24 protein-coding genes and 5 pseudogenes are annotated in these 25,078 nt (G+C 53.9%); 8 read left to right on the top strand and 21 right to left on the bottom strand.

What is annotated here, in order from left to right; genetic code table 11:
• Positions 1-17 precede the first annotated feature (17 nt).
• The 4 genes from fghA to frmR form a co-directional block, all read right to left on the bottom strand.
• A complete protein-coding gene (gene fghA, locus G3341_RS20320) occupies positions 18-854 on the bottom strand; it encodes an S-formylglutathione hydrolase (RefSeq protein ID WP_071686688.1) in 837 nt (278 codons plus the stop codon).
• Positions 855-919: 65 nt separating this feature from the next.
• The gene (locus tag G3341_RS20315) at positions 920-1,318 is read right to left on the bottom strand and encodes a VOC family protein (protein WP_000235177.1); all 399 of its coding nucleotides are present in this window, start codon (positions 1,316-1,318) and stop codon (positions 920-922) included.
• A gap of 41 nt (positions 1,319-1,359) precedes the next feature.
• On the bottom strand, positions 1,360-2,469 hold the full coding sequence (gene frmA, locus G3341_RS20310) for an S-(hydroxymethyl)glutathione dehydrogenase (protein ID WP_000842086.1): 1,110 nt from the start codon (positions 2,467-2,469) through the stop codon (positions 1,360-1,362).
• A gap of 30 nt (positions 2,470-2,499) precedes the next feature.
• Positions 2,500-2,775, bottom strand: coding sequence for a formaldehyde-responsive transcriptional repressor FrmR (gene frmR / locus G3341_RS20305; RefSeq protein ID WP_001141270.1), 276 nt, complete (start codon positions 2,773-2,775; stop codon positions 2,500-2,502).
• A gap of 353 nt (positions 2,776-3,128) precedes the next feature.
• On the opposite strand from frmR, the gene G3341_RS20300 reads away from it, so the two are divergent.
• A complete protein-coding gene (locus tag G3341_RS20300; protein WP_000156884.1) occupies positions 3,129-4,151 on the top strand; it encodes an IS110-like element IS5708 family transposase in 1,023 nt (340 codons plus the stop codon).
• Positions 4,152-4,429: 278 nt separating this feature from the next.
• A pseudogene (locus tag G3341_RS20295) lies at positions 4,430-6,889 on the top strand (Tn3-like element Tn5403 family transposase); the annotation flags it as partial.
• Between the two features lie 53 nt (positions 6,890-6,942).
• Here G3341_RS20295 and G3341_RS20290 read toward each other — a convergent pair.
• The gene (locus tag G3341_RS20290; RefSeq protein ID WP_001067855.1) at positions 6,943-7,647 is read right to left on the bottom strand and encodes an IS6-like element IS26 family transposase; all 705 of its coding nucleotides are present in this window, start codon (positions 7,645-7,647) and stop codon (positions 6,943-6,945) included.
• A 64-nt stretch (positions 7,648-7,711) separates the two neighbouring features.
• Between G3341_RS20290 and G3341_RS20285 the strand changes: the two are divergent.
• Positions 7,712-7,996 (top strand): annotated as a pseudogene (locus tag G3341_RS20285) (Tn3 family transposase); the annotation flags it as partial.
• Between the two features lie 58 nt (positions 7,997-8,054).
• Here the strand turns inward: G3341_RS20285 and G3341_RS20280 are convergent.
• The 5 genes from G3341_RS20280 to G3341_RS20260 all read right to left on the bottom strand — a co-directional run bounded on the left by G3341_RS20280 (position 8,055) and on the right by G3341_RS20260 (position 11,546).
• Positions 8,055-8,546, bottom strand: coding sequence for a hypothetical protein (locus tag G3341_RS20280; protein WP_000139717.1), 492 nt, complete (start codon positions 8,544-8,546; stop codon positions 8,055-8,057).
• Positions 8,543-9,412, bottom strand: coding sequence for a 3'-5' exonuclease (locus G3341_RS20275; RefSeq protein ID WP_004201184.1), 870 nt, complete (start codon positions 9,410-9,412; stop codon positions 8,543-8,545). Before G3341_RS20275 ends, G3341_RS20280 begins: the two co-directional genes overlap by 4 nt.
• A 4-nt stretch (positions 9,413-9,416) precedes the next feature.
• Positions 9,417-10,427: a tyrosine-type recombinase/integrase gene (locus G3341_RS20270; protein WP_000543934.1), complete on the bottom strand. Its 1,011-nt coding sequence runs from the start codon at positions 10,425-10,427 to the stop codon at positions 9,417-9,419.
• Between the two features lie 2 nt (positions 10,428-10,429).
• Positions 10,430-10,966, bottom strand: a complete 537-nt coding sequence (locus G3341_RS20265; protein WP_000949433.1) for a hypothetical protein — start codon at positions 10,964-10,966, stop codon at positions 10,430-10,432.
• A gap of 298 nt (positions 10,967-11,264) precedes the next feature.
• Positions 11,265-11,546: a hypothetical protein gene (locus G3341_RS20260; RefSeq protein WP_000575657.1), complete on the bottom strand. Its 282-nt coding sequence runs from the start codon at positions 11,544-11,546 to the stop codon at positions 11,265-11,267.
• 269 nt (positions 11,547-11,815) lie between these two features.
• Between G3341_RS20260 and G3341_RS20255 the strand changes: the two genes are divergently transcribed.
• Positions 11,816-12,418 carry a hypothetical protein gene (locus G3341_RS20255; protein ID WP_000278322.1) on the top strand — a complete coding sequence of 201 codons (603 nt, stop codon included), beginning with the start codon at positions 11,816-11,818 and terminating at the stop codon, positions 12,416-12,418.
• A gap of 15 nt (positions 12,419-12,433) precedes the next feature.
• Here G3341_RS20255 and G3341_RS20250 read toward each other — a convergent pair whose 3' ends face one another.
• The 6 genes and pseudogenes from G3341_RS20250 to groES form a co-directional block, all read right to left on the bottom strand.
• Entirely contained in the window at positions 12,434-12,886 is a 453-nt protein-coding gene (locus G3341_RS20250; RefSeq protein ID WP_000791469.1) for a hypothetical protein, read from the bottom strand.
• Positions 12,887-13,056: 170 nt separating this feature from the next.
• Positions 13,057-13,479: a hypothetical protein gene (locus G3341_RS20245; protein ID WP_001165345.1), complete on the bottom strand. Its 423-nt coding sequence runs from the start codon at positions 13,477-13,479 to the stop codon at positions 13,057-13,059.
• Complete coding sequence (locus tag G3341_RS20240) at positions 13,469-15,871, bottom strand: RHS repeat-associated core domain-containing protein (RefSeq protein WP_004201181.1); 2,403 nt, start codon at positions 15,869-15,871, stop codon at positions 13,469-13,471. The genes G3341_RS20245 and G3341_RS20240 overlap by 11 nt, the downstream gene beginning before the upstream one ends.
• A gap of 91 nt (positions 15,872-15,962) precedes the next feature.
• Positions 15,963-16,493 (bottom strand): annotated as a pseudogene (locus G3341_RS20235) (transposase zinc-binding domain-containing protein); the annotation flags it as partial.
• A gap of 236 nt (positions 16,494-16,729) precedes the next feature.
• Positions 16,730-18,370 (bottom strand): chaperonin GroEL, encoded by a 1,641-nt coding sequence (gene groL / locus G3341_RS20230; RefSeq protein ID WP_004201176.1) that lies wholly within the window; start codon positions 18,368-18,370, stop codon positions 16,730-16,732.
• Between the two features lie 55 nt (positions 18,371-18,425).
• Positions 18,426-18,716, bottom strand: coding sequence for a co-chaperone GroES (gene groES, locus G3341_RS20225; RefSeq protein WP_004201172.1), 291 nt, complete (start codon positions 18,714-18,716; stop codon positions 18,426-18,428).
• Positions 18,717-18,909: 193 nt separating this feature from the next.
• Between groES and cutA the strand changes: the two genes are divergently transcribed.
• From cutA to G3341_RS20825, 3 genes and pseudogenes are all read left to right on the top strand, one after another.
• Positions 18,910-19,239, top strand: a complete 330-nt coding sequence (gene cutA / locus G3341_RS20220; RefSeq protein ID WP_004201171.1) for a divalent-cation tolerance protein CutA — start codon at positions 18,910-18,912, stop codon at positions 19,237-19,239.
• Between the two features lie 4 nt (positions 19,240-19,243).
• Positions 19,244-19,618: pseudogene (locus tag G3341_RS20830) on the top strand (protein-disulfide reductase DsbD domain-containing protein); the annotation flags it as partial.
• Positions 19,619-19,708: 90 nt separating this feature from the next.
• A pseudogene (locus G3341_RS20825) lies at positions 19,709-20,275 on the top strand (hypothetical protein); the annotation flags it as partial.
• A gap of 10 nt (positions 20,276-20,285) precedes the next feature.
• On the opposite strand, the gene G3341_RS20210 reads toward G3341_RS20825, so the two are convergent.
• The 4 genes from G3341_RS20210 to G3341_RS20195 all read right to left on the bottom strand — a co-directional run bounded on the left by G3341_RS20210 (position 20,286) and on the right by G3341_RS20195 (position 23,005).
• Positions 20,286-20,924, bottom strand: coding sequence for a phosphoribosylanthranilate isomerase (locus tag G3341_RS20210; RefSeq protein WP_004201168.1), 639 nt, complete (start codon positions 20,922-20,924; stop codon positions 20,286-20,288).
• A 4-nt stretch (positions 20,925-20,928) separates the two neighbouring features.
• Positions 20,929-21,294: a bleomycin binding protein Ble-MBL gene (gene ble / locus G3341_RS20205; protein ID WP_004201167.1), complete on the bottom strand. Its 366-nt coding sequence runs from the start codon at positions 21,292-21,294 to the stop codon at positions 20,929-20,931.
• Between the two features lie 3 nt (positions 21,295-21,297).
• On the bottom strand, positions 21,298-22,110 hold the full coding sequence (locus tag G3341_RS20200) for a subclass B1 metallo-beta-lactamase NDM-1 (protein WP_004201164.1): 813 nt from the start codon (positions 22,108-22,110) through the stop codon (positions 21,298-21,300).
• Between the two features lie 197 nt (positions 22,111-22,307).
• Positions 22,308-23,005 (bottom strand): IS1 family transposase gene (locus G3341_RS20195; protein ID WP_223174630.1). Its coding sequence is split into 2 segments (ribosomal slippage): positions 22,308-22,756 and positions 22,756-23,005, totalling 699 coding nucleotides; the frame shifts between segments, so codons are not numbered across the junction.
• A 309-nt stretch (positions 23,006-23,314) separates the two neighbouring features.
• On the opposite strand from G3341_RS20195, the gene G3341_RS20190 reads away from it, so the two are divergent.
• Positions 23,315-24,160: an RmtC family 16S rRNA (guanine(1405)-N(7))-methyltransferase gene (locus G3341_RS20190; protein WP_000855769.1), complete on the top strand. Its 846-nt coding sequence runs from the start codon at positions 23,315-23,317 to the stop codon at positions 24,158-24,160.
• Positions 24,161-24,257: 97 nt separating this feature from the next.
• Here the strand turns inward: G3341_RS20190 and G3341_RS20185 are convergent, their stop codons facing one another.
• A complete protein-coding gene (locus G3341_RS20185) occupies positions 24,258-24,872 on the bottom strand; it encodes an endonuclease III domain-containing protein (protein WP_000413042.1) in 615 nt (204 codons plus the stop codon).
• Positions 24,873-25,078: the final 206 nt, after the last annotated feature.

Here is a 25,078-nt window from a genome sequence, read left to right as displayed (position 1 = left end):
TGAGGCTGGAAATCAACTCATGCTGACAGCCTGAGCCTGTTGGCATGGTAAGCAATGTGCTCACCAATAAAGCTGGAAATGAAATAATAGCTGTGGTCGTAACCAGTATGATATCGGAATGATGCGTTGATGTTCATCTCGTTGCACACTCTTTCAAGACTTTTAGTGCGTAACTGATCTTCATAAAAGGCGTCACTTAATCCCTGGTCAATAAAAATTTCTGGTAATTTCGCACCCTGTAAAATGAGACTGACGGGATCGTAGTGCTCCCACGTTTTTTTATTTTCACCCAGGTACGCGGTGAATGCCTGTTGTCCCCATGGCACCTGAGAAGGTGACACTATTGGTGAAAATGCCGATACACTCACATATTCATCAGGATTTCGCAGCGACAGAACCAGCGCTCCCAGCCCCCCCATGGAGTGACCGGATATTGATTTCCTTGATGTTACAGGTAAATGCTCCATGACAACATCCGGAAGCTCATGGAGAATATAGTCATACATCCTGTAATGCGTGTTCCACGGATGTTCCGTCGCGTTCAGATAAAATCCGGCACCCTGGCCCAGATCGTAGCTGTCAGCATCTGCGACATGCTCTCCACGGGGACTGGTATCAGGAACAACGACGATGATGTTGTTCCTGGCGGCATAATGCTGCATACCCGATTTGGTGATGAAATTCTGCTCCGTACAGGTCAGACCCGAGAGCCAGTACAGGACCGGCAGTTTTTCTGTTGCTGCTTTGGGGGGAAGATAAACACCGAAATTCATCCCACAATTAAGTGTTTGTGAATTATGGCGGTATACGTTTTGCCAGCCGCCAGCGCTGGCATGCTGCTCGATGAGTTCCATCAGCCTCTGTCTCATGGTTATTTCCCCTGACAGGGAGTCAGGGGAAGTCTCTTTATAGCCGGACGTCAGATGAACGTATAAGCCGTGATTTTGTTACCCGCAGGGTCTCGCAGGTAGGCTGCATAGGCTCCAGGGAGATGGCTGCGCGGGCCAGGCTGACCTTCATCTTTCCCTCCGGCGGCAAGGCCCGCGGCGTGGAAAGCATCAACTTCTTCCGGACTTGCAGCTGCAAAGCCGACAGTAACGCCGTTGGCCGATGGCGCTTCACCGTTGCCCGGATGTGCAATAATAAAGGCTGGCTTTTCGCGACCATAAAGTACCCAGCCATTGCCAAACGGGCCGAGGTTATTGATGCCAAGCGTACCGAGGACAGCATCGTAAAAATCAGCGGATTTTTCAACATCGGATGCACCGATGAAGACGTGGGAAAAAACGTCATTACCAGAAATTACAGGTGTTGCCATGATCCATTTCCTTCAGTTGGTTTGACTCAGTTAAGACGCTATCAGTAACGGATTACCGTACGGATTGATTTACCTTCATGCATAAGATCGAAGGCCTCATTGATTTCATCCAGCGTCATCGTGTGGGTAACAAATGGCTCCAGTTCAATTTCACCCTTCATGGCATCTTCTACCATGGCCGGAAGTTGCGTACGGCCTTTCACTCCGCCGAAAGCAGAACCTTTCCATACGCGCCCGGTAACGAGCTGGAATGGACGGGTGGATATCTCCTGCCCGGCGCCGGCCACGCCGATGACAATGGACTGGCCCCAGCCACGGTGAGCACTTTCCAGCGCCGCACGCATAACGTTGACGTTACCGATACATTCAAAAGTGTGGTCAATGCCCCATTTGTTGATTTCAAGCAGCACATCTTTAATCGGTTTGTCATGGTCGTTCGGGTTGATGCAGTCGGTTGCACCGAACTGACGGGCAAGTTCGAATTTGGCCGGGTTGGTGTCGATAGCGATAATGCGTCCTGCTTTTGCCTGGCGAGCCCCCTGAACGGCAGCCAGACCGATTGCGCCAAGACCAAAAATAGCGACAGAATCTCCAGGCTGTACTTTCGCTGTGTTGTGAACAGCGCCAATCCCGGTAGTCACGCCACAGCCCAGCAGGCAGACGTGTTCATGGTTTGCCTCCGGGTTAATTTTTGCCAGAGAAACCTCGGCCACTACCGTATACTCACTGAAGGTGGAGCATCCCATGTAGTGGTAAAGAGGCTGGCCATTGTAAGAAAAGCGGGTGGTTCCGTCAGGCATCAGTCCTTTTCCCTGAGTTTCGCGAACCGATACACAGAGGTTCGTTTTCCCGGACTGACAGAATTCACACTCCCCGCATTCGGCGGTGTAAAGCGGAATCACATGGTCTCCCGGCTTCACGCTGGTCACGCCTTCACCGACCTCCACGACGACACCGGCCCCTTCGTGGCCGAGAACCACCGGGAAAACGCCCTCAGGATCGTTCCCGGAGAGGGTAAAGGCATCGGTGTGGCAGACACCGGTGTGGGTATTTTTAATCAGCACCTCGCCTTTTTTAGGTGGTGCAACATCAATTTCAACAATCTCCAGGGGCTTCCCTGGTGCAAATGCAACGGCAGCACGTGATTTCATATGTAAATTATCCTCAATGTGATGGCTTAGCTATTTAAGATAGGCGCGAACCAGTTCAATCGTATCGTCAACGGATTTACTGATTTCATGGCTGTAGCTGTCATTCTGGTCAAAGGTTTCCCGTATGTGGCTCTCGAGCACCTCTGCCATAAGACCGTTAGCTGCTCCGCGAACGGCAGCTATCTGCTGAAGAATGGAACGGCATTCAGCACCATTTTCCAGCGCTCTTTCCAGAGCATCAATCTGACCCCGAATGCGGCGAACACGGGTAAGGACCTTTTTTTTCTCTTCAGGAGTACTGGGCATTATTTACCTCACCATTTTTGATTTTATATACTATAGTGGAGTATATAATTATCGTCAATGCATACTCCACTATAGTATAACTAAGAATAAACATAACTACCTTTATTTACGATATAAATCATATATTTATATTATTTTTGGCTGTGATACTGTCGGAAGGAAAGTTACTACAAAAATGATATCTACCGATACGGGATTTGGGGCATAGGCGGTTCTGTTAAATTTCGCCAGATATTGGCTCATCATTGATGGTCAAAAAATGAGCCTAACGAATGGAAGGGACTTCCCCTAGATATGCGCCTGATTAACTTTCGTGCAATCATAGGATAAACATTGACCCAGAGGGATTCGTTATGACCATCACCACTGTCGGTATCGATCTTGCTAAAAATGTGTTTGCTGTTCACTGCATTGACCAAAATGGTAAAGCTGTTCTGGTTAAACCCAAGGTGTCGCGTGCAGCACTTTCTGAACTCATCGCAGGTTTACCTCCCTGTGTCATTGGAATGGAAGCCTGCTCGGGTGCCCACTATTGGGCAAGATTATTCAGGCAGTATGGCCATGATGTCCGGTTGATGGCTCCGAAATTTGTCTCACCCTATCGCATGGCGGGTAAGACCGGGAAAAATGATGCAGCTGATGCAATAGCTATTTGTGAGGCAGTGCAGCGGCCGCATATGCGCTTTGTACCAGTCAAAGACGAAAGCCAGCAGGCAATGCAATGCTTACATCGGACAAGACAGGGATTTATCCAGGAAAGAACAGCAACGTATAACCGTCTTCGGGGCCTGATATCTGAATTCGGGGTTATTGCCCCACAAAGCACTGATGCTCTGCGTCATGTTGTTTCTGACCAGAAGGAAACTCTGCCAGTACAGGTTAGGCTGTGCATTGATGATCTATTGACACATGTCACTAATATTGAAGAGAAAATCGCCGAATATGACAGGGTATTATCTCGTGTGGCCAAAACAGATCATCGCAGCCAGCAGTTAATGGAACTGAAAGGTGTTGGGCCCACCACAGCGAGTGCGCTGGTCGCCAGTATTGGCAATGCCCATGATTTTAAGAACGGGCGCCAACTGGCAGCCTGGTTGGGGCTAACGCCATCACAATACAGTAGTGGCGGAAAATCAAAGCTTGGCAGGATAACAAAAGCGGGTGATGCCTATCTGCGAACCCTACTGGTCCAGGGAGCCCGTTCTGTAATGGTAGGGGCAGAGAATAGAACGGACCCGTTTAGCCGTTGGGTCTGCTCGTTGATTGGTAGGCGGGGATACTGGCGTGCTGTCGTTGCAATCGCCGCCAAGAATGCGAGGTTGTGCTGGGCATCATTACATTACGGCGATGACTTCAGACTGTATTCAACAACATGAAAAATTTAACTGAGTAGTAACTGAACTGTAAATTGTTGATGGTAAAGGGTTAGACCCCCGTGAGAAGTATCTGCATATCCTACTGGATATCACTATCCGATTAACGAAGGAGGATCTCACGAGCGTCTTTCATCAGGGTCCGAATCACTAGCGATTCAGCATGACCGTTTATAGTAGCGCAGTCTTATCCCTTGCCTTTCATTGATGAACAGACAGAAATTAAAAACCGGCGTTGACTGTTCGGGGAAGCCCTTATAGTACAATAATTTTCGATATCCAAACTGACCCCCTTACGATATCCGGGCCGTGCACTGGCTCCTGGTGAGATGATCCCGCGTGAAGTCCTTTCCTTCGTCGGTGCTCAGCTTGGAGTTCCGGCTGATGCGCTTCTCACTTATGCCACACGGCGCCAAACCCGTCAGCAGCACATGGACACGCTGCGCGAAATTTACGGCTACAAGACCTTCACGGGCCGTGGTGCCCGTGATCTGCGGGAGTGGACTTTCGGCCAGGCCGAAGATGCCAGATCAAACGAGGATCTTGCTCATCGTTTTATTGTGCGGTGTCGGGAAACTTCCACCATTCTGCCCGCAGTATCGACAATCGAGCGCTTGTGCGCGGATGCTCTGGTCGCCGCTGAGCGGCGGATTGAAACGCGGATTGCGGAAAATTTAACAGCGGATGTTCGCGATCACCTGGACAAACTTCTGAGTGAAATGCTCGCCGGCAATATCAGTCGTTTCATCTGGCTTCGCAACTTCGAGGTTGGTAACAACTCGGCTGCTGCTAACCGTTTGCTCGACAGGCTCGAATTTCTGCGTACCCTGAATATCAATCATAGTGCTTTGGCCAGCATACCTGCCCATCGCATTGCCCGGCTGCGTCGGCAGGGTGAACGCTACTTCACCGACGGTTTGCGTGACATCACTTCGGACCGCCGCTGGGCGATCCTTGCCGTCTGTGTTGTGGAGTGGGAAGCGGCGATTGCTGATGCCATAGTCGAAACCCATGACAGGATCGTAGGAAAAACCTGGCGGGAAGCGAAGCGCCAGCATGACGAAACAATTTCCGGCTCTAAAGCCACACTCACGGATACGATCCGTACCTTCACCGCGCTGGGAGCTTCGTTGCTTGAGGCCCGCAGTGACGGAACCCCGCTGGAGATGGCTGTCGCCAGTTCGGTTGCATGGGACCGGCTCGCTCAACTGGTAGCGACAGGGACTCAACTCAGCAACACGCTAGCCGATGAGCCTCTTGCATATGTCGGGCAGGGATACCATCGCTTTCGTCGTTATGCGCCCCGCATGTTGCGCTGTCTGAAGCTCGAAGCCGCGCCGGTCGCCGGACCATTGGTAGCAGCAGCTTTGTCGATCGGAGAGATGAAAGGTGTTGCATCGCCAGAAAGGCGTTTCCTGCGGCCCAGCTCCAAATGGAACCGTCATTTACGAGCTCAGGAAAAAGGAGATACCCGTCTTTGGGAAGTGGCGGTACTCTTTCACCTCCGGGATGCTTTTCGTTCCGGAGATGTCTGGCTCGCTCATTCGCGCCGCTATGGTGACCTCAAGCAGGTACTGGTGCCGATGATCGCGGCGCAGGAAAATGCAAAACTGGCCGTGCCTTCCAACCCACAGGATTGGCTGGCAGACAGAAAGGCGCGACTCACGATCGCTCTTAAGCGGCTGGCCCGGGCTGCCCGTAACGGCACTATTCCGCACGGTAGCATAGAAGATGGAACGTTGCGGATCGACAGGTTGACAGCAGACGTGCCGGATGGTGCCGAGGCACTCATACTGGATCTGTATCGCCGAATGCCGTCCGTTCGGATTACCGACATGCTGCTTGAAGTTGATGCAGCCCTTGGTTTCACAGATGCGTTTACCCATCTGAGAACCGGGGCTCCATGTCGCGACCGGATCGGTCTGCTCAACGTCCTGCTCGCTGAAGGGCTCAATCTGGGCCTGCGTAAGATGGCGGAAGCTACAAACACGCATGATTACTGGCAGCTCTCACGCCTTGCCCGCTGGCATGTTGAAAGCGAAGCCATGAACCAGGCATTGGCAATTGTGGTGGCCGCGCAGGGTAAACTGCCGATGTCACGCGTCTGGGGGATGGGCACGTCAGCATCGAGCGATGGTCAGTTTTTCCCGACAGCGCGGCATGGCGAAGCCATGAACATGGTCAATGCCAAATATGGTTCTGTTCCCGGCCTCAAAGCGTATACTCACGTAAGCGACCAGTTCGCGCCATTCGCTTGTCAGTCGATCCCGGCGACCGTGAGCGAGGCACCGTATATTCTCGATGGACTACTGATGAACGAGGTCGGTCGCCATGTTCGCGAACAGTATGCCGATACAGCAGGATTCACCGACCATTTGTTCGGAGCCAGTAGCCTGCTCGGCTACAATCTCGTTCTGCGAATCAGGGATCTGCCATCGAAGCGGTTGTACGTATTTAATCCCGATACGACCCCCAGGGAGTTACGCAAGTTGGTAGGTGGAAAAGCCCGGGAGGATCTTATCGTTGCGAACTGGCCTGATATTTTCCGTTGTGCCGCGACGATGACCGCTGGCAAAATCAGGCCCAGCCAACTCCTGCGCAAGCTCGCTTCTTACCCACGACAAAACAACCTTGCAGTTGCGCTTCGTGAAGTTGGTCGTATTGAACGGACCCTTTTCATTATTGAGTGGATCCTGGATACGGACATGCAGCGGCGTGCTCAGATCGGTCTTAACAAGGGAGGGCACTGTTGCAAAGTTAGCGATGAGGCAGCCTTTTGTCTTATTCAAAGGCCTTACATTTCAAAAACTCTGCTTACCAGGCGCATTTCGCCCAGGGGATCACCATAATAAAATGCTGAGGCCTGGCCTTTGCGTAGTGCACGCATCACCTCAATACCTTTGATGGTGGCGTAAGCCGTCTTCATGGATTTAAATCCCAGCGTGGCGCCGATTATCCGTTTCAGTTTGCCATGATCGCATTCAATCACGTTGTTCCGGTACTTAATCTGTCGGTGTTCAACGTCAGACGGGCACCGGCCTTCGCGTTTGAGCAGAGCAAGCGCGCGACCATAGGCGGGCGCTTTATCCGTGTTGATGAATCGCGGGATCTGCCACTTCTTCACGTTGTTGAGGATTTTACCCAGAAACCGGTATGCAGCTTTGCTGTTACGACGGGAGGAGAGATAAAAATCGACAGTGCGGCCCCGGCTGTCGACGGCCCGGTACAGATACGCCCAGCGGCCATTGACCTTCACGTAGGTTTCATCCATGTGCCACGGGCAAAGATCGGAAGGGTTACGCCAGTACCAGCGCAGCCGTTTTTCCATTTCAGGCGCATAACGCTGAACCCAGCGGTAAATCGTGGAGTGATCGACATTCACTCCGCGTTCAGCCAGCATCTCCTGCAGCTCACGGTAACTGATGCCGTATTTGCAGTACCAGCGTACGGCCCACAGAATGATGTCACGCTGAAAATGCCGGCCTTTGAATGGGTTCATGTGCAGCTCCATCAGCAAAAGGGGATGATAAGTTTATCACCACCGACTATTTGCAACAGTGCCCAAGGGAGAGGCCCACCATGCGCTCAAAAATGCGCTCCGTATCGGGAGGCAGGGGGAAATTCGCGATCGCACGACAGAGGGGCAGCACTACCGAATCGCTGGGCTCAATTTATTGACTGCGGTGATCATTTACTGGAATACCGTCCATCTTGGTCATGCCGTCACGGAGCGGCGGAACGAAGGGTTGGATGTTCCCCCTGAATTTCTTCCCCACATATCCCCATTGGGCTGGGCGCACATTCTACTGACTGGCGAATATCTTTGGCCCAAGGAACCGAAAGCTTAGGGTGTCATTTCGCCCTCAGCCGGAACCGACCCCTTTTAGGGTGCCTAGATTTGCTCGATTAGGACAAATTTCGGTCCATCCACGCTGATTGGCGTAGCAGCGCGATGGCATCAGAAGGGGTAACTTTCCATGCGTTGGAAAGCTGGCGAACTGCGAAGACTGCGAGCTCCATTCGGTCGTCATCATTGATGAAATTCTGGAGCTGGTTTCCTCGCTCACTAAGGATGATCGCAACACCGGCCTTGCCGTTGTTGTAAACCGCAAAGCTCTTATTCTTCGCGTCGCCGTGATAGGAACCCTCAGCCTTGCTACGCAAACCAAAGAGAACGCTGCAAAACGCCGTCAGTTCGCCGCGAGTGAGCTGCACCGTGATCTTGCTTTTCCAGTCTGGGCTGGACCCCGATGCCCTGATCGGCGCAATCTCGATGCTGACCGTAGGATATTCACCTCTGGTTAGCGTGTGTTGCACATTCAGGCCGGTGCGTTTCGCGGGGTCCTTCTGCCAGTCTGAGAAAAATTTGAGGCTTTCGCCGTAGGATTGTTCTGTCATTCCAAATTACCTTTGCTTTGAAGCTCCTGGAGCTGGACCATGAGGTCACGTTGGACTTTGGCTATCTCTGTCACCAAGTCGGCGGTGGCAATAGCGTCGGTCGCTGCTGAATGGGCTCGACCTTTCCAGCTCACACCTGCCTCGCAGGTGGCATCCGCAAGTGAGATTGTGCCGTGCCGGTTGGTTGAGCCAAAGGCATCAGCCGCCAGCTTCATCGCGCACAGACAGTTCTGCTCTTGCCACCAAGAGAGTTGGTCTCCAAATGCACTGGCTGTTTGCCTCAACATCCTACTGTCGAAACTGGAGTTAAATATCACCAGATGACGGCCCGACAAAAGCCGGGCGAGAGCTGGCGCAACTTGAGTCCACGTAGGCTCATTCGACAGCTCAGTCTCGGTGATGCCATGAACACCCATTGCCTGAGGGTCTATTTCCACGGTTGGCCGTAATCTGGTGCAGAGGAGAACCGCGCCTCTGATGTCAGTAACAGCCAGCTCGATCACCTGGTCTCTTTCACCAAGTCCGGTCGTCTCGGTATCGAGAACCAGAGGTTCCAGAGCGACCCACCTTTGTGCCATGACAGAGGCCTTTGCCAGGTTGCTACGCATTCTTGCCTTGACCGAAAGGATGGATTGCGCCCTTATTTGCTTTTGTGATGCCGGTGAACAACCCCTTCTCCGCATTGGTTGGCAATCTGCTATCCGGTACACTCCAAATTGGCCACCATACCCGTTTTTGTAGAACGAAACTGGCTCTACTCCTGGCTTAGGCTTCATCCGAAATTCGTCCCTGAGCCGTCCTTTTGAAAAGCACCTATCGGCTTTCATGGCTTCGGCTCTGGCAAGTTCGAGTTCTTCATCATTCATGCTGTTAATCCGCTATATCGAGGCGTTGGCTCGCTCTCTTCAAACGCTCATCGCCGCGTCTGTCATATTTCTGGGTAGTTGCAATGCTTGAGTGGCCCATTGCGTCCTTCACGGTCACAATATCCTCACCGTTATCCAGCATCGAGGAGGCAAAGGTGCGTCGCAGGTCATGGGGCGCAAACATCTCCAGACCGGCTTCAACTCTTCTGGTCTCCAAGATGTGGTAGATGGCCTGATCCGACATCCGCTCTCCAGTCACATCATCAAACCGCCTGATCCTCGGGAATAAAGGCCCTTCATGCGTTCCTCGAACCTCTTCAACCCACTTATCCAGTCTTTTCCATGCGCCACCAGGCACATACGCCATTCTCTCTTTGTTGCCCTTGCCAAGAACCTTGAGAGCGCGGTCCTTGTAGATCATGCTTCCCATGTCCAGCGCAACGATTTCCGAGCGGCGCAAGCCACACCCGAGGAGCACCCCGAGAATGGCCGCATCCCGAAGCCCTTTGGCGCTTGAATCACTTTCACATGTGAAAAAGAGGCTGCGAATCTCATGGCGTTCAAGTGCCCGCCCTTTAGGAAGTCGAGATCCACGTACTGAACGGACTTGCTTAATGTGCTGGAAGCTATCCGTATCAATTTGCTTCATCGTCCAGGCTTCAAGAGCCACCCCTTTGAGCGCTGACAGGTAGGTGTTGATCGTTGCCGGAGCCTTCCCTGCATCCCCCAGCATTTCCAGCACCGCCAATATGTGGTGCCGCCTCATTGAGCTCCATGCACAGTCACGAAGGTTCTGAAACCCGATCATCTTGGCGACAATGTTGAGGAATGAGCTCATGGTCTGCCTGCTTCGCTTTGACCCGAGGCTCACCAGATAGGCGACGGCGGGGTTGTCCTGGATGTTCCGGAGCGAGCTCGATGACGGCAACAGTTCACCGCGAATGCTTTGTTCTGCCGGAACATTTACTTTCGCATGTGAAACTAGCTCTTCCTTGTCATTGTTTGTGTCGTGCAAAGTCACCTCCTAAGCCCGACCGCAACGAGAAGAAAATCCCATATTTTGAGGTGAAGAGGTAGTTCCTCCTCCATATGTTGCGTTTCGTAGCTTTGCATCAGTGGTTCAAACTTGGTTGGATTGCACAGCAATTCGTAAACTGTTCGGTTGGGCTTGGTGATCGGCTTATTCGGAGTGAATCCATGTTTGTTCTGGAGGTACAGCGCTACCGCGCCACTTCTGGATTCTCCGTAATAGCAATGAACGAAGATCTGATCGATACCGCTACCAACCAATCCATCCAGGAAGGTGGACAGCTTTTCAGCCTGGGATGAGTCAATGTAAGAGGCGTAATTCATCCGGAACGCTGCCTTCATCGTGTGGATGGTGTTCTCAGAATAGCCGCCGTCATAGAAGCTATCGCGGTACAACTGCCCCCACTGTCCGAGAGCGGCAGGGGACTTGTCTGGGTCAGTTATGGAGATCATGGCCGCACCGGGAACCGGCTCCAGTCTTTCGGCCTCCGCTTGACTAATGAAAAAGACTTTTTTGCTAAGCATGCCCCATCATCCCCTTACAAGGATGTGTTGCGAGTAGCTCATGCGCCTGACTTTGCCCCTCTTGAGTATCTACAGGAGCGGTCGTATACACACCTCCATGCCGCAAGTCCACAATACTGGTCCGACAGCAAGAACCTACGTTCTGAACTTTATTGTCCGAATCCAAACCAGCAAAAGTATGGCACGGTCCAGGGAATGGTTTCCTGCAAATAGAGCAGCGCTCAAAGTTCTTATCGAGGATTCTCTTTAAAACTTTCTCAAATTTGTTTTTGTTTAACATCGAGTTCTCCACACAAAGTTACTGGCCGAGCATCCCAGCCAAGGTGGTCTGCTGGCCTTCGCTACAAGGTGCAAATCCGGCAAAAGCACCGGCATTAACCTTGAGCTCATCAAAGCGTCCATCGGTGTCCCGGTAGTACACCTTACGTTTTCCAATTCCACCTTCGAGGTTTGCGGCCAACCAGGCGATCACTGCATCAGCATCGTTCGTAACTGATGCTCCCTGATCCAGATCGATAAGTACCAGGTGGGTGTCCGTCTGGAGTGCCACTTCAAAGGTCGCTCTTACATCAAAAATCACTGGTCGCGCTCCTTGTAAAAAGTGGGCATTCAGCACCACCTATCCTATTCCAAAAACTCTACTTTTTCAAAGATACATTTTAATAAGTAGAACAACAGCAAGAAGAACTTAAATTTATTTACCGTAATTAACATAATTACGGTAATACGGTAATACGGTAATTTTACAGATTTAGATGGAATGGTATAAGATGTCTCGCTGGAACATACTTGCTGAAAAAACGCTTAACAACGATAGTGAAAACATCATGTACAGGTGCGAGAGATAATATGTATAAGAGCCTTGAAGATCTGATGGCGGGTATTTACGAGATGGCAGCGCCAGATGGCATCATCTGTAACGAGGTTTCCAAATTCCTTGCGGCCAACCAGGTCAAGCCGGAAGACATAAGCTCTGGGATCTGGTTTTTCCTGTGGCTGAAATCAGCTCCCAAGGATGCGAAGCCAATCCAAAAAGAAATCCCCGGATTTGGAGTTGTTCTCAACATGCCGACTTATGGCGGAACGCTCAACGAAGCAATCACAGGGTTGATCGAGAACGAGTGCCGTCAAATAGAGCTCGCTGAGGGACATCCGAGCCTTGAGGCTTGGGTTGAATCAGTATTAGCCGGTCGAGATGACGGAGAGGAAAATGAAGCTGCGGCCAATATCGTGGATCTGCTTAATGGGTGTCACGACCTACTGGATACAGCAATAATCAATTACCTTTTTAAGGTGGGAAAAATCAACGAGCAAGAGATTTTGTCGCTCATCTATTATGGAGAGCTATGTGACCACTCTCTTGTCGGTACGCCTTTTTCAACGTTACATATCCCGAGTGAAAATAACGTCCACGAACGTAACATCATCCCCATTAAAAAAGGAGCCAGTTAGGCTCCTTTTTGTTACTCAGGGTTTGCTTTGAGAAACAACTTCATTCCAAGTATGCAGCACCTTCGATAGGTGCTGATGCTTTCTGGTGAAGTCCTTATCATCCAAGAGTGCTTTAAATGGCGCGTTCAGGTCACTGCATGTGACGTTCTTGCCGATCACAGACAGGGTATCCTGGAGTGATCCACCAGCAGCATCAAGCCCCATTCTATCGACGGTCTCACTACTCACCATTGCCTGGACAACATTGGTGAATGCCTTTGAGTTGAGCTGCTCAACGCTCAGGGCTGTATTGCATTTCTGCTCAACCGCTTGCTTGTACTGGATGGTGTACTTTGCAGTGATAGGTGACATGGTGTTCATCGCAAGTATGTATGCGTCTACCTCACTGGTCGGTAATGTCGCGGCGTAGACTGACGAGCATGATGCGGCTGCGGCCATTATCAAAGTTATTACCTTCTTATTCTTCATTTCTCTGAAATCCCCCTTTAAAATATGGAGCTACAACTCATTTGTACCAATCATAATACTATTGATTTCCAAAAGTATCTCTCTCTACTGACTCTATGATGGCTCGCCTTCCAAACACTTGGCCGCTGGCGTCGGTTAGCTAGACTAACACCAGCGTATTCAATGAATAACTAGCCAAAAACCTTTATCAATTCTTTAATTGTTCTGGCAGACTCCATTTCCTCCATAATCTTTTCAATTCCGACGCCGGAATCCAAATTACTTCTGTACTTTTTAGCCAAATCACAAAGTTCAGATTTTAACTCCTTGCAATCCAGATTAGAGATAAGAACAGCATTGAAATTAGCCTTAAACAGTCGAGAACCATACATCACAATTTCTACAGGCCAGTACCAGAATGGACTTAGCGGCTTGTAGCTCGCAACCTCGTCTATTTTGTAGTGACGACCTTCCGAATCATAAATGTCCATCAGCTCAAAATAACCGTTCCTCAAAGACTGAATAGTACATTTCCCGAACTCGGATTCTGATGCCACTACGAAGAGCGACCTTTTCTTGCTGCTCACAAGCAGCGCTGGAAATTCAATTTGCACAACCGCATCCCTCATCATTTATTGAATCAGCTAAACCACCACTAACAGGAGAGGCTTGAGCTACTTTTGCCCATTCAGGCGTCCCGTGCCACCAACGACCAAATGCGCTATATGGGGTAGGTCCATTGCCGTGAATGTTTTGGTGAATATCTCTTGGAATGGACTTCAAGTTCCAAGGATGGTTTTTTATTGAGTCAGGAACATATTTGCCAAACTTGCCATTTCTCTGAATAGCCCAATGGTGAAGCTCATTACCTCGTGGAACCCCTTGAACTTTCCTTACTCTGGGTGAGACATTGCTCCATTTTTGGCTTAATTTGAACCACGATTTACCGGAGCTGGCATGTCTGAAAACTCCTGACGCCCAGCCGCCACCTATAGCCCCAATCGCTCCGGCGATTCCAACTTTTGACCAACTAACACATTTCCAACTCCCATTATTTTCGATTAGTTGGCTAAGTAGCTCCAACCCAGCTCCAATACCTGCACCAACAAACGCAAATTCACCCGTCGGGTCGGTATTGGACATAGGGTTTCCATGCACATACCCGTAGGTGTTTACTCCATCGATCAGGCCAAGAGGGTCGCTGGTAATGTACCGCCCGGTCGCTGGGTCGTAGTAACGCCGCCAGTTGTAGTGGAACCCGGTCTCCGCGTCGTAATACTGTCCTGGGAATCGCAGGTTGAAGGTTGGCCCCTGGATGATGATGCTGGCCTTACCGAACGGGCTGTAGCTCGCCTTCCAAACGACTTGGCCGCTGACGTCGGTCAGTGCCTTCGGGGTGCCCAGGTGATCGACGTGGACTTGGTAGGTCTGTCCTGACTGAACAAAGCCCAAGGGTGTCCCATCGAGCCAGATGTACTCCGCCAGCACGTCTCCAGTGGCCGCGTCCAGCTCCTCGATGAGGTTTCCTGCCAGGTCGTAAACCAGCAGCCGGGTATGCCCGTTTAGGGTCTTGGTTACACGCTGATCCAGATGGTTGTATGTGTAGCTTACAGTCACTCCCGCGACCGTTGCGGCCACCAGCCGGTTCTGGCTGTCATAGGTGAAGGTATCCGCCCCCTGCTTCGTCAGGTTGCCATTGGCGTCATAGCTTCTGGAGGTTTGCCCGGCCTTCACCAACCAGTTGTTCATGTAGTTGATGGTGTAGCTTTGGCTCAGGCCATCGGTCGTGATCGAGGTCCTGTTGCCGGTGGCGTCATAGCCATAGCCCAAAACGCCATAGATCCCCTCAGCAGAGGTGATGCGGCCAACCGCGTCATAACCGAGTGACTGATTGACTGATGAGCTGAGATTGTCGTCTATGGCTGAAATCAACGAGTCTGGCGTGTACCGATAGACCAGCGAATGCACCCTAGCAGCGTCGATGCCGGTGACACGGTAATCGAGATCCAGAGTGCGGCTTTCTGAAATGCCGTTCCCTCTGACCATACTGGTGACGGGGCCAAAGGGCGCTCGCTCAATCTGGCTTGCCAGGTTTGTTGTGGTGCCTGCTTGTGTCGTTGTCACCTCGATGACGTCACCGGCTGAGTCACGGGTGTAGGAGACCTCACGGCCACTGGGATACGTGATCTTCGTGACGAGGCCTGCACCATCGTATTGGTACTGGGTAGTCAGGCTCTGCCCGTGGGTTTCCCAGGTTTCGTAAGCCAGCCATCCTTCGGGGGTGTAGCCAAATCTCCGGACACCGTTGCCATCATCGACTGAGGTCAAGCGGCCTATGCCGTATGGTGAGGTTGCTTCGTCGTACCCGTACAGAATTGGCGATTCGCCAGCGACATCGCTGGAGGTTTCGATGATCCGGTTCAGCGCGTCATAGCTGTAGCTTGTGGTTTGCCCCTTGGCCGTTTTGCGCGTTGCCACGTTACCGGCTTCGTCATAGGTAATGTCGGTGGTGCCGGTGTCCGGGCTCCGGACCTGGGTCACTTCGCCAAAGCCGTTGTAGCTGTAGTAGGTCAGGCGCGAACGAGGGTCGGAGACACGGTAAACATCGCCGGTATCCTTGTAGAGCACCTGCGTGACCTTCCCGAGGGGATCGGTCGTTTGTGTCCGGTGATGGAAGCCGTCGTACTTGTAGGAGTGTGTGTTACCAGAGGGACTGGTCTCCTGTATCAGGTTTGCCACCACATCGTAGGAAAACGATGACTGATTGCTATAGGCGTCGGAGACACTGGAGAGCCAGCCGATTTCGTTGAAGATCCGGCGCTCTATCCAACGGGTCTGGCCCAGCGCATCGAGCAGTCGCTCTTCTACTGGGTTCCCGAGGTCATTGAGCTCAAGCTCGCGCCGGTTGCCCTGTGCATCTGTTTCCGCCACCAGCCGATGTGCAGCGTCGTACTCATAGCTGACGGTTGCACCATTTGGCTTGGTCAGCGAACTCAGGAGGCCCACAGCATCATAGTTGTAGACCGTGGTTCCTTCTGGCCCAGTGGAGCTGACAAGTCTTCCTCTGGCGTCATAGGTGAGGGTTTGGGTTACACTTGAGATTCAGCGCGCTGCCGAAGCGCTGGATCAGGGTCACCACGCCGCATTGCGCCGTATCCCGCGGCACGCCGGCCTGATCGGCAAGCCAACCGGCGATCACACGATGCACGATGCCCAGCACCGGGCCGATCGCCTCAGGCTTGCTGGCGAACAGGAAGCGCAACGGGTACGGGAAACTCAGCACCCATTGCCGCACCGGCCGCGGGCCGAACACCTCGTCCACCAGATGCCGCGCCGACTCGGCCATGCGCCGTGCGCCGCAGCTCGGGCACAGCCCGCGCTTCTTGCAGGAATACGCCACCAGCCTCTCGGCACGACAGTGCTCGCAGACCACGCGCAGGAAGCCGTGCTCGAGCACGCCGCAGCGCAGGTAGGTCTCGAACTCCTCGCGCACATACTCGGGCAGCGGGCGGTCTTCGGCCTCAAGACGCGCGATGAAGTCCGGGTAGTGCGCCTGCACTAGCGCGTACAGCAGCGTGCGCTCGGGCAGGTGGCGCGCGTAACGCGCAGCGGCGTGGGCGGCCGGCAGTGGCGCGCACACCTCGGCCTGCCGCCGGGGTGCGGTCAGGCGCGGCACGCAGCGCTCCGTTGCAGGGACGGCTGCTCAGGGTTGCGCCCGCGAGCACGCGTTCATATCGGCGTTTTCTGATCTTCGCGTCAGACATTGCCGCGGGGCGGGTAGGAAGTCTCCCGCCTCGGACGCCAGAACGCACAAAGCCCGGCACGAGGCCGGGCTTTGTGGTCTTGCTTGATGGATCGCGGGGCTTAGAAATCCATGCCGCCCATGCCGCCCATGCCGCCGCCGGCCGGCATCGCCGGCTCGTCCTTCTTCGGGGCCTCGGCCACCATCGCTTCGGTGGTGATCATCAGGCCCGCGATCGACGCGGCGTTCTGCAGCGCGGTGCGGGTGACCTTGGTCGGGTCCAGGATGCCGAACTCGATCATGTCGCCGAACTCGCCGTTGGCGGCGTTGTAGCCGAACGCACCCGAACCTTCGACCACGCGGTTGAGGATGACCGACGGCTCATCGCCGGCATTGGTCACGATCTCGCGCAGCGGGGCTTCCATCGCGCGCAGGGCGATCTGGATGCCGTGGTTCTGGTCTTCGTTCACGCCCTTGATGCCGGCGATCGCCGCCTTGGCACGGATCAGGGCGACGCCGCCGCCCGGGACGATGCCTTCCTCGACGGCCGCACGGGTCGCGTGCAGGGCGTCTTCGACGCGCGCCTTCTTTTCCTTCATCTCGACTTCGGTGGCGGCACCGACCTTGATCACCGCAACGCCGCCGGCCAGCTTGGCCACGCGCTCCTGCAGCTTCTCGCGGTCGTAGTCGGAGGAGGTCTCCTCGATCTGCGCCTTGATCTGCTTGATGCGCGCCTCGATGCCCGCGCCTTCGCCGGCGCCATCGATGATGGTGGTGTTTTCCTTCGACACCTGGATCTTCTTGGCGCGGCCGAGGTCCTTGATGGTGGCCTTCTCCAGCGACAGGCCGACTTCCTCGGAAATCACCACGCCGCCGGTCAGGATCGCCATGTCTTCCAGCATCGCCTTGCGACGGTCGCCGAAGCCCGGGGCCTTCACCGCGCAGACCTTGACGATGCCGCGGATGGTGTTGACCACCAGGGTCGCCAGCGCTTCGCCTTCGACTTCCTCCGCCACGATCAGCAGCGGCTTGCCGGCCTTGGCCACGCCCTCGAGGACGGGCAGCAGGTCGCGCACGTTGGAGATCTTCTTGTCGTACAGCAGGATGAAGGGATCATCCAGGTCGGCCGACATCGACTGCTGGTTGTTGACGAAGTACGGGCTCAGGTAGCCGCGGTCGAACTGCATGCCCTCGACCACGTCGAGTTCGTTGTCCAGGCCGCTGCCTTCCTCGACCGTGATCACGCCTTCCTTGCCGACCTTGTCCATCGCCTGCGCGATCAGGTCGCCGATGTTGGCATCCGAGTTCGCGGAGATCGCGCCGACCTGGGCGATTTCCTTGCTGGTCGACGACGGCTTGGACAGCGACTTCAGTTCGCCGACCGCGGCCTTCACCGCCTGGTCGATGCCGCGCTTCAGGTCCATCGGGTTCATGCCGGCGGCGACCGCCTTCATGCCCTCGCGGATGAACGCCTGCGCCAGCACGGTGGCGGTGGTGGTGCCGTCGCCGGCGTTGTCGGAGGTCTTGGAAGCGACTTCCTTCACCATCTGCGCGCCCATGTTCTCGAACGCGTCAGCCAGTTCGATTTCCTTGGCGACGGAGACGCCGTCCTTGGTGATGGTCGGCGCGCCGTAGCTCTTCTGCAGCACGACGTTGCGGCCCTTCGGGCCGAGGGTCGCCTTCACGGCGTTGGCGAGCACGTTGACGCCGCGCACCATCTTGGAGCGCGCGTCTTCGCCGAAACGAATGTCCTTGGCAGCCATTGCGAATTACCTCGAAAAATTATTCGGATGAGAAATGTGTGGGAGCGACGCGCGATCAGCCGAGGATCGCGAACAGGTCGTCTTCCTTCACCACCAGCAGCTCGACGCCGTCCAGCTTCACTTCGGTGCCGCTGTACTTGCCGAACAGCACCTTGTCGCCGACCTTGACCTGCGGCGCGCGGACCTGGCCGTTGTCCAGCACCTTGCCGGTGCCGACGGCGACGACTTCGCCCTTGATCGGCTTCTCGGTGGCCGAATCCGGGATCACGATCCCGCCGGCGGACAGCTTCTCTTCTTCCATGCGCTTGATGACCACGCGGTCGTGCAGCGGCTTGATATTGGACATGGCAACCTCGGTAAATGGTTGATTGACGTGGAAAAACCCGGCGATTTTAGCAGTCGCGCGAAGCGAGTGCCAAACCGCGGACAACAGAACCGGGCGAACCCGGCATGCCACCGAGATGGGGCGGGCCCGCCGACTTTCAAGGGCCGCACGCGGATGTCCGCCAGGCCCGCCGGATCGGGGCAGCCGCTACCCTATGCCGGTGAGCGCCCTGATCTGCTTCTGCACCTGTCCCGACGCCGACAGCGCCGAGCGCATCGCCACCGCGCTGGTGGCCGAGCGCCTGGCCGCCTGCGTCAACCTCCTGCCCGGCCTGCGTTCGGTCTATCGCTGGCAACGCAAGGTCGAGGCCGCGGCCGAGGTCCTGCTGCTGGTCAAGACCAGTGCCGAGGCCTACCCCGCCCTGCAGGAACGCCTGCGCCAACTGCATCCCTACGAACTCCCGGAGCTGCTCGCGGTCGAAGCCGCGTCCGGCCTGCCCGAATACCTGCAATGGCTGGCCGCCGAGAGCCGACCGGTAAACTGAGCCAATGACCGCATCCACGATCCGCCTGCGCCGCTGGCTGGCCGGGCTCGCCCTGCTGCTTGCGCTGCCCGCGACCTCGGCCGTCGCCCAGGACTTCGAACTGCCGCCGGTCGACGAGGTCTTCGTCCTGTCCGCGCAGGCCACCGCGCCGGACCGCATCGAGGTGCGCTGGCGGATCGCCGACGGCTATTACCTGTACCGGCACCGCACCTCGGTCAAGGCCGATGCCGCCTTCACCGGCGCGACCATGGCGCTGCCGAAGGGCAAGGCCTACCGCGACGAATTCTTCGGCGACGTCGAAACCTACCGCAAGGAATTGCTCGGCACCCTCACCGGCACGCCCGCGGCCGGCGCGAGCGCGACCACCCTGACCGTGAAGTACCAGGGCTGCGCCGATGCCGGCGTGTGCTACCCGCCGCAGACCCGCACCCTGAAGGTCGCGTTGCCGGGCGAAGCGGGCGCTGGCGGCTTCGGCTGTAAGGCGCGCGGGCTGCATGATTATGTCGTCAAGAACGGCTCTGCCGATCATCCCAACGCCGAGGTGAAATTCGCACTGGGTGATGTGGTCAACACCATGATCGGCTGCACTAATGGTGAAACGATCATGCTGTGCCACGACACCTCGCTGCCGCGCCCCTATTCTCTCGGCTTTCGGGTGCAAGGCACCGAGGGGCTGTGGATGGACGTCAACAAGTCGATCTATCTGGAGGGCAAGAGCCCACAGCCGCACCGCTGGGAGCCTGCCGAGGGCTGGTTTGCGAAATACGATCACCCGCTATGGAAACGCTACGCCGATCTGGCGGCAGGGGCCGGGCATGGCGGGATGGACTGGTTCGTGATCCACGCTTTTGTCGAGGCGCTGAAGGCCAAGGCCCCGATGCCAATCGACATTTACGACGCGCTGGCCTGGAGCGCGATCACGCCTCTGTCGGAACAATCGATTGCTGAGGGCAATCGCACGTTAGATTTTCCCGACTTCACCCGAGGGCAGTGGCGCACCCGCAAGCCGATCTTTGCGCTGAACGACGCCTATTGATCGACGCGATTTAGGCCAAGCGCACCGCAAAGGCGAAATTGGTAATCTTGTCGGTATCCTTGACGCCCGGCGCGCTTTCGACGCCGCTGGAGGTATCGACCAGCGGCGCTCCGGTGCGCGCAATCGCCTCGGCAACATTCGTCGGATTTAGCCCGCCTGCCAGCCCCCACGGCAAGGCACCGCGATATCCGGCCAGCAGCGACCAGTCGAACGCCAACCCCATGCCGCCGGGCAGCGCGCCTTTGGGGGTCTTGGCGTCGAACAAGATCAAGTCCGCCGCCCCGGCATAGGCTGCGGCGCGTGCGACATCGCTGGCGCTGGCGACGGGCAGCGCCTTCCACACCGGCTTGCCAAACCGCGCGCGCAACTGGGCCACGCGTTCGGGCGATTCCGAACCGTGCAGCTGCAGCGCGTTCAGCTTGGCTGCCACCAGTGCGTCGGCGATGACAGCATCATCCGCATCGACGAACAAACCGACCATGGCGATCTGGCCAGCTGCGCGCGATGTCAAAGCGCCCGCGACATTCGACGTAACCGCACGGGGCGACGCTGGATAGAACACCAACCCGGCATAGTCCGCCCGCGCCGCGATGGTCGCATCGAGCGCCTCGGGTGTGCTGATCCCGCAAATCTTGATTTTCGCGGGCATGCGGTCAGTCGGGGTTCTGGATCAGCCGCACCAGCGTGCAGTCGGGATCGATCAGGTAGCCGATCCTCAGGCCGCTCGCCTCCAGTTGCGGAGCTTTGAAGCGCGGCCAGCCGGTGCTTTTTTCCTCGGCTCCCGCCGCGTTCACCAATGCCACCATGGCATCGAGATCATCCAACCGCAGGCAACAGCCGAACGAGCTCGTAGCTGGGTCGAGGTCAGGATAGGGGAAGAATTCGAGCTGCAAACCGCCGCGCTGCAGGATCATCCAGCCGCGATCCTTCCAACTCGTCGCAAAGCCCAGCTTCGCATAAAACGCCTCTGTCACATCGAAATCGCGCGATGGCAGATTGGGGGTGACGTGGTCAGCCATGGCTCAGCGCAGCTTGTCGGCCATGCGGGCCGTATGAGTGATTGCGGCGCGGCTATCGGGGGCGGAATGGCTCATCACGATCATGCTGGCCTTGGGGAACGCCGCACCAAACGCGCGCGCTGACGCGGCGTAGTGCTCAGTGTCGGCATCACCGAGATTGCCGAGCGACTTGGCCTTGCTGTCCTTGATCAGGCAGCCACCAAAAGCGATGTCGGTGCCGTCGATCCCAACGGTGATATTGTCACTGGTGTGGCCGGGGCCGGGGTAAAATACCTTGAGCGGGCCAAAGTTGGGCGCGGTTGCTGGTTCGACCCAGCCATTGGCGGCGAAAGTCAGGCTGTGTTGCGCCGCAACCATCCCCTCTTGCGGGGCAAGCTGGTTCGACAACGCATTGGCATAAGTCGCAATCCCCGCCGCATGCAGCGCGTCCATACCGCCCATCTTGTCCTGATGCGCGTGAGTCACCACCGCCAGCGCGACCGGCAGGTTGATCTCCTGCTTGATCCAGTTGAGGATCTGGGCGGTCTGGTCATCGGTCCAGGCGGTATCGACCACCAGCACGCGGCCGCCATCCCTGACGATCAAACCGTTGGAAGCGACTGCCCCGAAACCCGGCATGTCGAGATAGGAAGTGTGCTGCCAGACATTCGGTGCGAGCTGGCGGAAAACCAGATCGCCAAACCGTTGGTCGCCAGTTTCCATTTGCTGGCCAATCGTCGGGCGGATTTCACCGGGCATGCACCCGCTCAGCATCAATGCAGCGGCTAATGCGGTGCTCAGCTTCGCGACCGGGTGCATAATATTGGGCAATTCCATCAAGTTTTCCTTTTATTCAGCATTAAAAACCCCGCAAATGCGAGGCCTAGTAAATAGATGATCTTAATTTGGTTCACTGTAGCAAAAATATGGGGCGAATTCAAACATGAGGTGCGACAGTTTCAAAAGCCATATGATAATCAACAAGCTGAGCAAATTTCTCTAATGGTGTAAGCCAATCTGGTAATGACTCCAATTTACTGATAGTGTTTTATGTTCAGATAGTGCCCGATGACTTTGTCATGCAGCTCCACCGATTTTGAGAACGACAGGGACTTCCTGCCCAGCCTTGCCAGATGCTGTCTCAGATTCAGGTTGTGTCGCTCAATTCGCTGCGTGTAACGCTTACTGATGACGTGCAGTTTTCCCTTCAGACGTGACTCATACATCGGCCAGCCGTCCGTCATCCATACCACCACGTCAAAAACTGACAGCAGGCTCAGAAGACGCTCCAGTGTGGCCATAGTGCGTTCACCGAAAACGTGGGCTACCACCGCCCTGCGTATCCTGTCATACGCGTAAAACAGCCAGCGCTGACGTGATTTTGCACCGACGTAGCCCCATTGCTCGTCCATCTCCGCACAGACAATGACATCACTGCCCGGCTGTATCCGGGAGGTTACTGACTGCGGCCTGAGTTTTTTAAATGGCGCAAAATGGTGTTGAGGCCCACGCCCATTAGTCGTGCGGTGGCACGGCAACCGACGCCGTTCATAGCCATATCAATGATTTTCTGGTGTGTACCGGGCTGAGAAGCGGCATAAGTGAAGGTGAGCTGCCATGTTTTACGGCAGTGAGAGCAGAGATAACGTTGATGCCCGGCAGTACTTTTGCCATTACGCATCACGCCTTCAGTAGCGGAACAGGAGGGACAGCAGACGGAGACTGAAGCCACGGGAGCACCTCAAAAACACCATTATACACTAAATCAGCAAGTTGGTAGCATCACCAAAAATGTCTGGTATAATAAGAATATCATCAATAAAATTGAGTGTTGCTCTGTGGATAACTTGCAGAGTTTATTAAGTATCATTGCAGCAAAGATGAAATCAATGATTTATCAAAAATGATTGAAAGGTGGTTGTAAATAATGTTACAATGTGTGAGAAGCAGTCTAAATTCTTCGTGAAATAGTGATTTTTGAAGCTAATAAAAAACACACGTGGAATTTAGGATTAAAATAATCCTTTTTCACAGACCATATATGAAAACCAACGATAATTATATCGAAGAAGTAACAGCCAAAGTACTCACAAGTGGTAAATACTCCACACTTTATCCACCAACTGTACGACGTGTAACTGAGAGGCTTTTCGATCGATACCCTCCCAAGCAGCTAGAGAAGGAGGTTCGCAAGAAATTGCATCAAGCATATGGTGCTTATATTGGTGGGATCGATGGGAAAAGGTTGGAGAAGAAGATTGAGAAGATAATTCATGAGATACCAAATCCAACTACGGATGAAGCAACTCGTACGGAGTGGGAAAAAGAGATCTGCCTGAAAATATTGAACTTGCACACTTCAACAAATGAGCGAACGGTGGCTTACGATGAGCTTTACCAAAAGATCTTTGAGGTAACAGGGGTTCCAACAAGTATCACCGATGCAGGTTGCGCTTTGAATCCATTTTCTTTTCCATTCTTTACGGAGGCTGGCATGCTTGGGCAATACATAGGTTTCGATCTTGATAAAGGTATGATCGAAGCGATCGAACACTCGTTGAGAACGCTTAACGCCCCAGAGGGTATTGTTGTCAAACAGGGAGATATATTATCCGATCCGTCAGGCGAGAGTGATCTTCTACTTATGTTCAAGCTATATACTCTACTCGATCGGCAGGAAGAGGCCTCTGGTTTGAAAATTCTTCAAGAGTGGAAATACAAAAATGCTGTGATCTCTTTTCCTATTAAAACTATAAGTGGGAGAGATGTTGGGATGGAAGAGAATTACACTGTTAAGTTCGAGAATGATCTTGTTGGGTCAGATCTGAGAATCATGCAAAAATTGAAATTAGGAAACGAGATGTATTTTATCGTATCGAGATTGTAACTTTAGGGTGGAGAAGATTTTTCTTTGAGGTGTATAATACGTAAGTCGTGCATGTGTAACTTCCGCCTCTACGAAGGCAAATTCTAACACACCTCGCCTAGCTATAAGGATCCAAACCACTACAGTGAGTACAAAATTCCTTAAAAATACATTTGCTATTTTCTGGCTTGACTCTAGCCTTGCAATAGTACCTCCCATACAAGACAAATAACGCCGTAACTCGGTACCAATCTTTTTTCGGATACAGCTTTTGTAGCGCGATTGCGACCTTCCTAGGGTCACGACTATCCGTGAAACCAAGTCTCCTCGAAACTCGCATCACATGAGTGTCTGCTCCCACTCCCTGATTCGCTTGATACATACTATTCAAATATACATTAGCAGTCTTCAATCCGACGCCTGGGATTTCGATCAATTTTTCTACACTCCTAGGAACTCGGCCGTGAAACCTAGTTTTCACAACCTTAGCCGCATTTACAATATTCTTAGATTTAGTGCGATAGTAATTTATAGAGCTTAATATCTTCTCTACCTCTCCGACTTCCGCCTCCGAAAGTGAAGCCGGATCAGGATATTTAGCGAATAGATTATGAGTCACTTTATTCACCTGCAAATCAGTCGTCTGAGCTGATAAAATGATGCAAAGAAGAAATTGGAAATCTGTTTCCCAGTTCCTCAACTCTGAGCTACTATCCGGAAAAAGCTTTTCCATCTCTTCTAATACATATTTTGCACGCGTTTTCTTGTTCACAGTAGGATTATACATTAGTTAATATTAATTTTTAGAAGATGAAAGAATTTAATGTGAGTTCGAAAGGTAACAGTGACAAGAATGATGGTAAAAACTTTAAAATTCTCCTGAAATCGACCGGGTGGCGACATGCCCCTGACGGGACGTGGCGGCCATCCCGTGGGTTG

Origin of the sequence: Providencia vermicola (genome assembly GCF_010748935.1) — a bacterium.
Taxonomy (GTDB): domain Bacteria; phylum Pseudomonadota; class Gammaproteobacteria; order Enterobacterales; family Enterobacteriaceae; genus Providencia; species Providencia zhejiangensis.
The sequence above is the reverse complement of the archived record's forward strand: the minus strand, read 5'-3'. Positions and strand labels throughout refer to the sequence as shown.

Excerpts from the sequence above, each read along its gene's own strand:
- fghA (WP_071686688.1), bottom strand. The coding sequence starts at position 854 with ATGGAACTCATCGAGCAGCATGCCAGCGCTGGCGGCTGGCAAAACGTA.
- G3341_RS20315 (WP_000235177.1), bottom strand. The coding sequence starts at position 1,318 with ATGGCAACACCTGTAATTTCTGGTAATGACGTTTTTTCCCACGTCTTC.
- frmA (WP_000842086.1), bottom strand. The coding sequence starts at position 2,469 with ATGAAATCACGTGCTGCCGTTGCATTTGCACCAGGGAAGCCCCTGGAG.
- frmR (WP_001141270.1), bottom strand. The coding sequence starts at position 2,775 with ATGCCCAGTACTCCTGAAGAGAAAAAAAAGGTCCTTACCCGTGTTCGC.
- G3341_RS20300 (WP_000156884.1), top strand. The coding sequence starts at position 3,129 with ATGACCATCACCACTGTCGGTATCGATCTTGCTAAAAATGTGTTTGCT.
- G3341_RS20290 (WP_001067855.1), bottom strand. The coding sequence starts at position 7,647 with ATGAACCCATTCAAAGGCCGGCATTTTCAGCGTGACATCATTCTGTGG.
- G3341_RS20280 (WP_000139717.1), bottom strand. The coding sequence starts at position 8,546 with ATGACAGAACAATCCTACGGCGAAAGCCTCAAATTTTTCTCAGACTGG.
- G3341_RS20275 (WP_004201184.1), bottom strand. The coding sequence starts at position 9,412 with ATGAATGATGAAGAACTCGAACTTGCCAGAGCCGAAGCCATGAAAGCC.
- G3341_RS20265 (WP_000949433.1), bottom strand. The coding sequence starts at position 10,966 with ATGCTTAGCAAAAAAGTCTTTTTCATTAGTCAAGCGGAGGCCGAAAGA.
- G3341_RS20255 (WP_000278322.1), top strand. The coding sequence starts at position 11,816 with ATGTATAAGAGCCTTGAAGATCTGATGGCGGGTATTTACGAGATGGCA.
- G3341_RS20250 (WP_000791469.1), bottom strand. The coding sequence starts at position 12,886 with ATGAAGAATAAGAAGGTAATAACTTTGATAATGGCCGCAGCCGCATCA.
- groL (WP_004201176.1), bottom strand. The coding sequence starts at position 18,370 with ATGGCTGCCAAGGACATTCGTTTCGGCGAAGACGCGCGCTCCAAGATG.
- groES (WP_004201172.1), bottom strand. The coding sequence starts at position 18,716 with ATGTCCAATATCAAGCCGCTGCACGACCGCGTGGTCATCAAGCGCATG.
- cutA (WP_004201171.1), top strand. The coding sequence starts at position 18,910 with ATGCCGGTGAGCGCCCTGATCTGCTTCTGCACCTGTCCCGACGCCGAC.
- G3341_RS20210 (WP_004201168.1), bottom strand. The coding sequence starts at position 20,924 with ATGCCCGCGAAAATCAAGATTTGCGGGATCAGCACACCCGAGGCGCTC.
- ble (WP_004201167.1), bottom strand. The coding sequence starts at position 21,294 with ATGGCTGACCACGTCACCCCCAATCTGCCATCGCGCGATTTCGATGTG.
- G3341_RS20200 (WP_004201164.1), bottom strand. The coding sequence starts at position 22,110 with ATGGAATTGCCCAATATTATGCACCCGGTCGCGAAGCTGAGCACCGCA.
- G3341_RS20190 (WP_000855769.1), top strand. The coding sequence starts at position 23,315 with ATGAAAACCAACGATAATTATATCGAAGAAGTAACAGCCAAAGTACTC.
- G3341_RS20185 (WP_000413042.1), bottom strand. The coding sequence starts at position 24,872 with ATGGAAAAGCTTTTTCCGGATAGTAGCTCAGAGTTGAGGAACTGGGAA.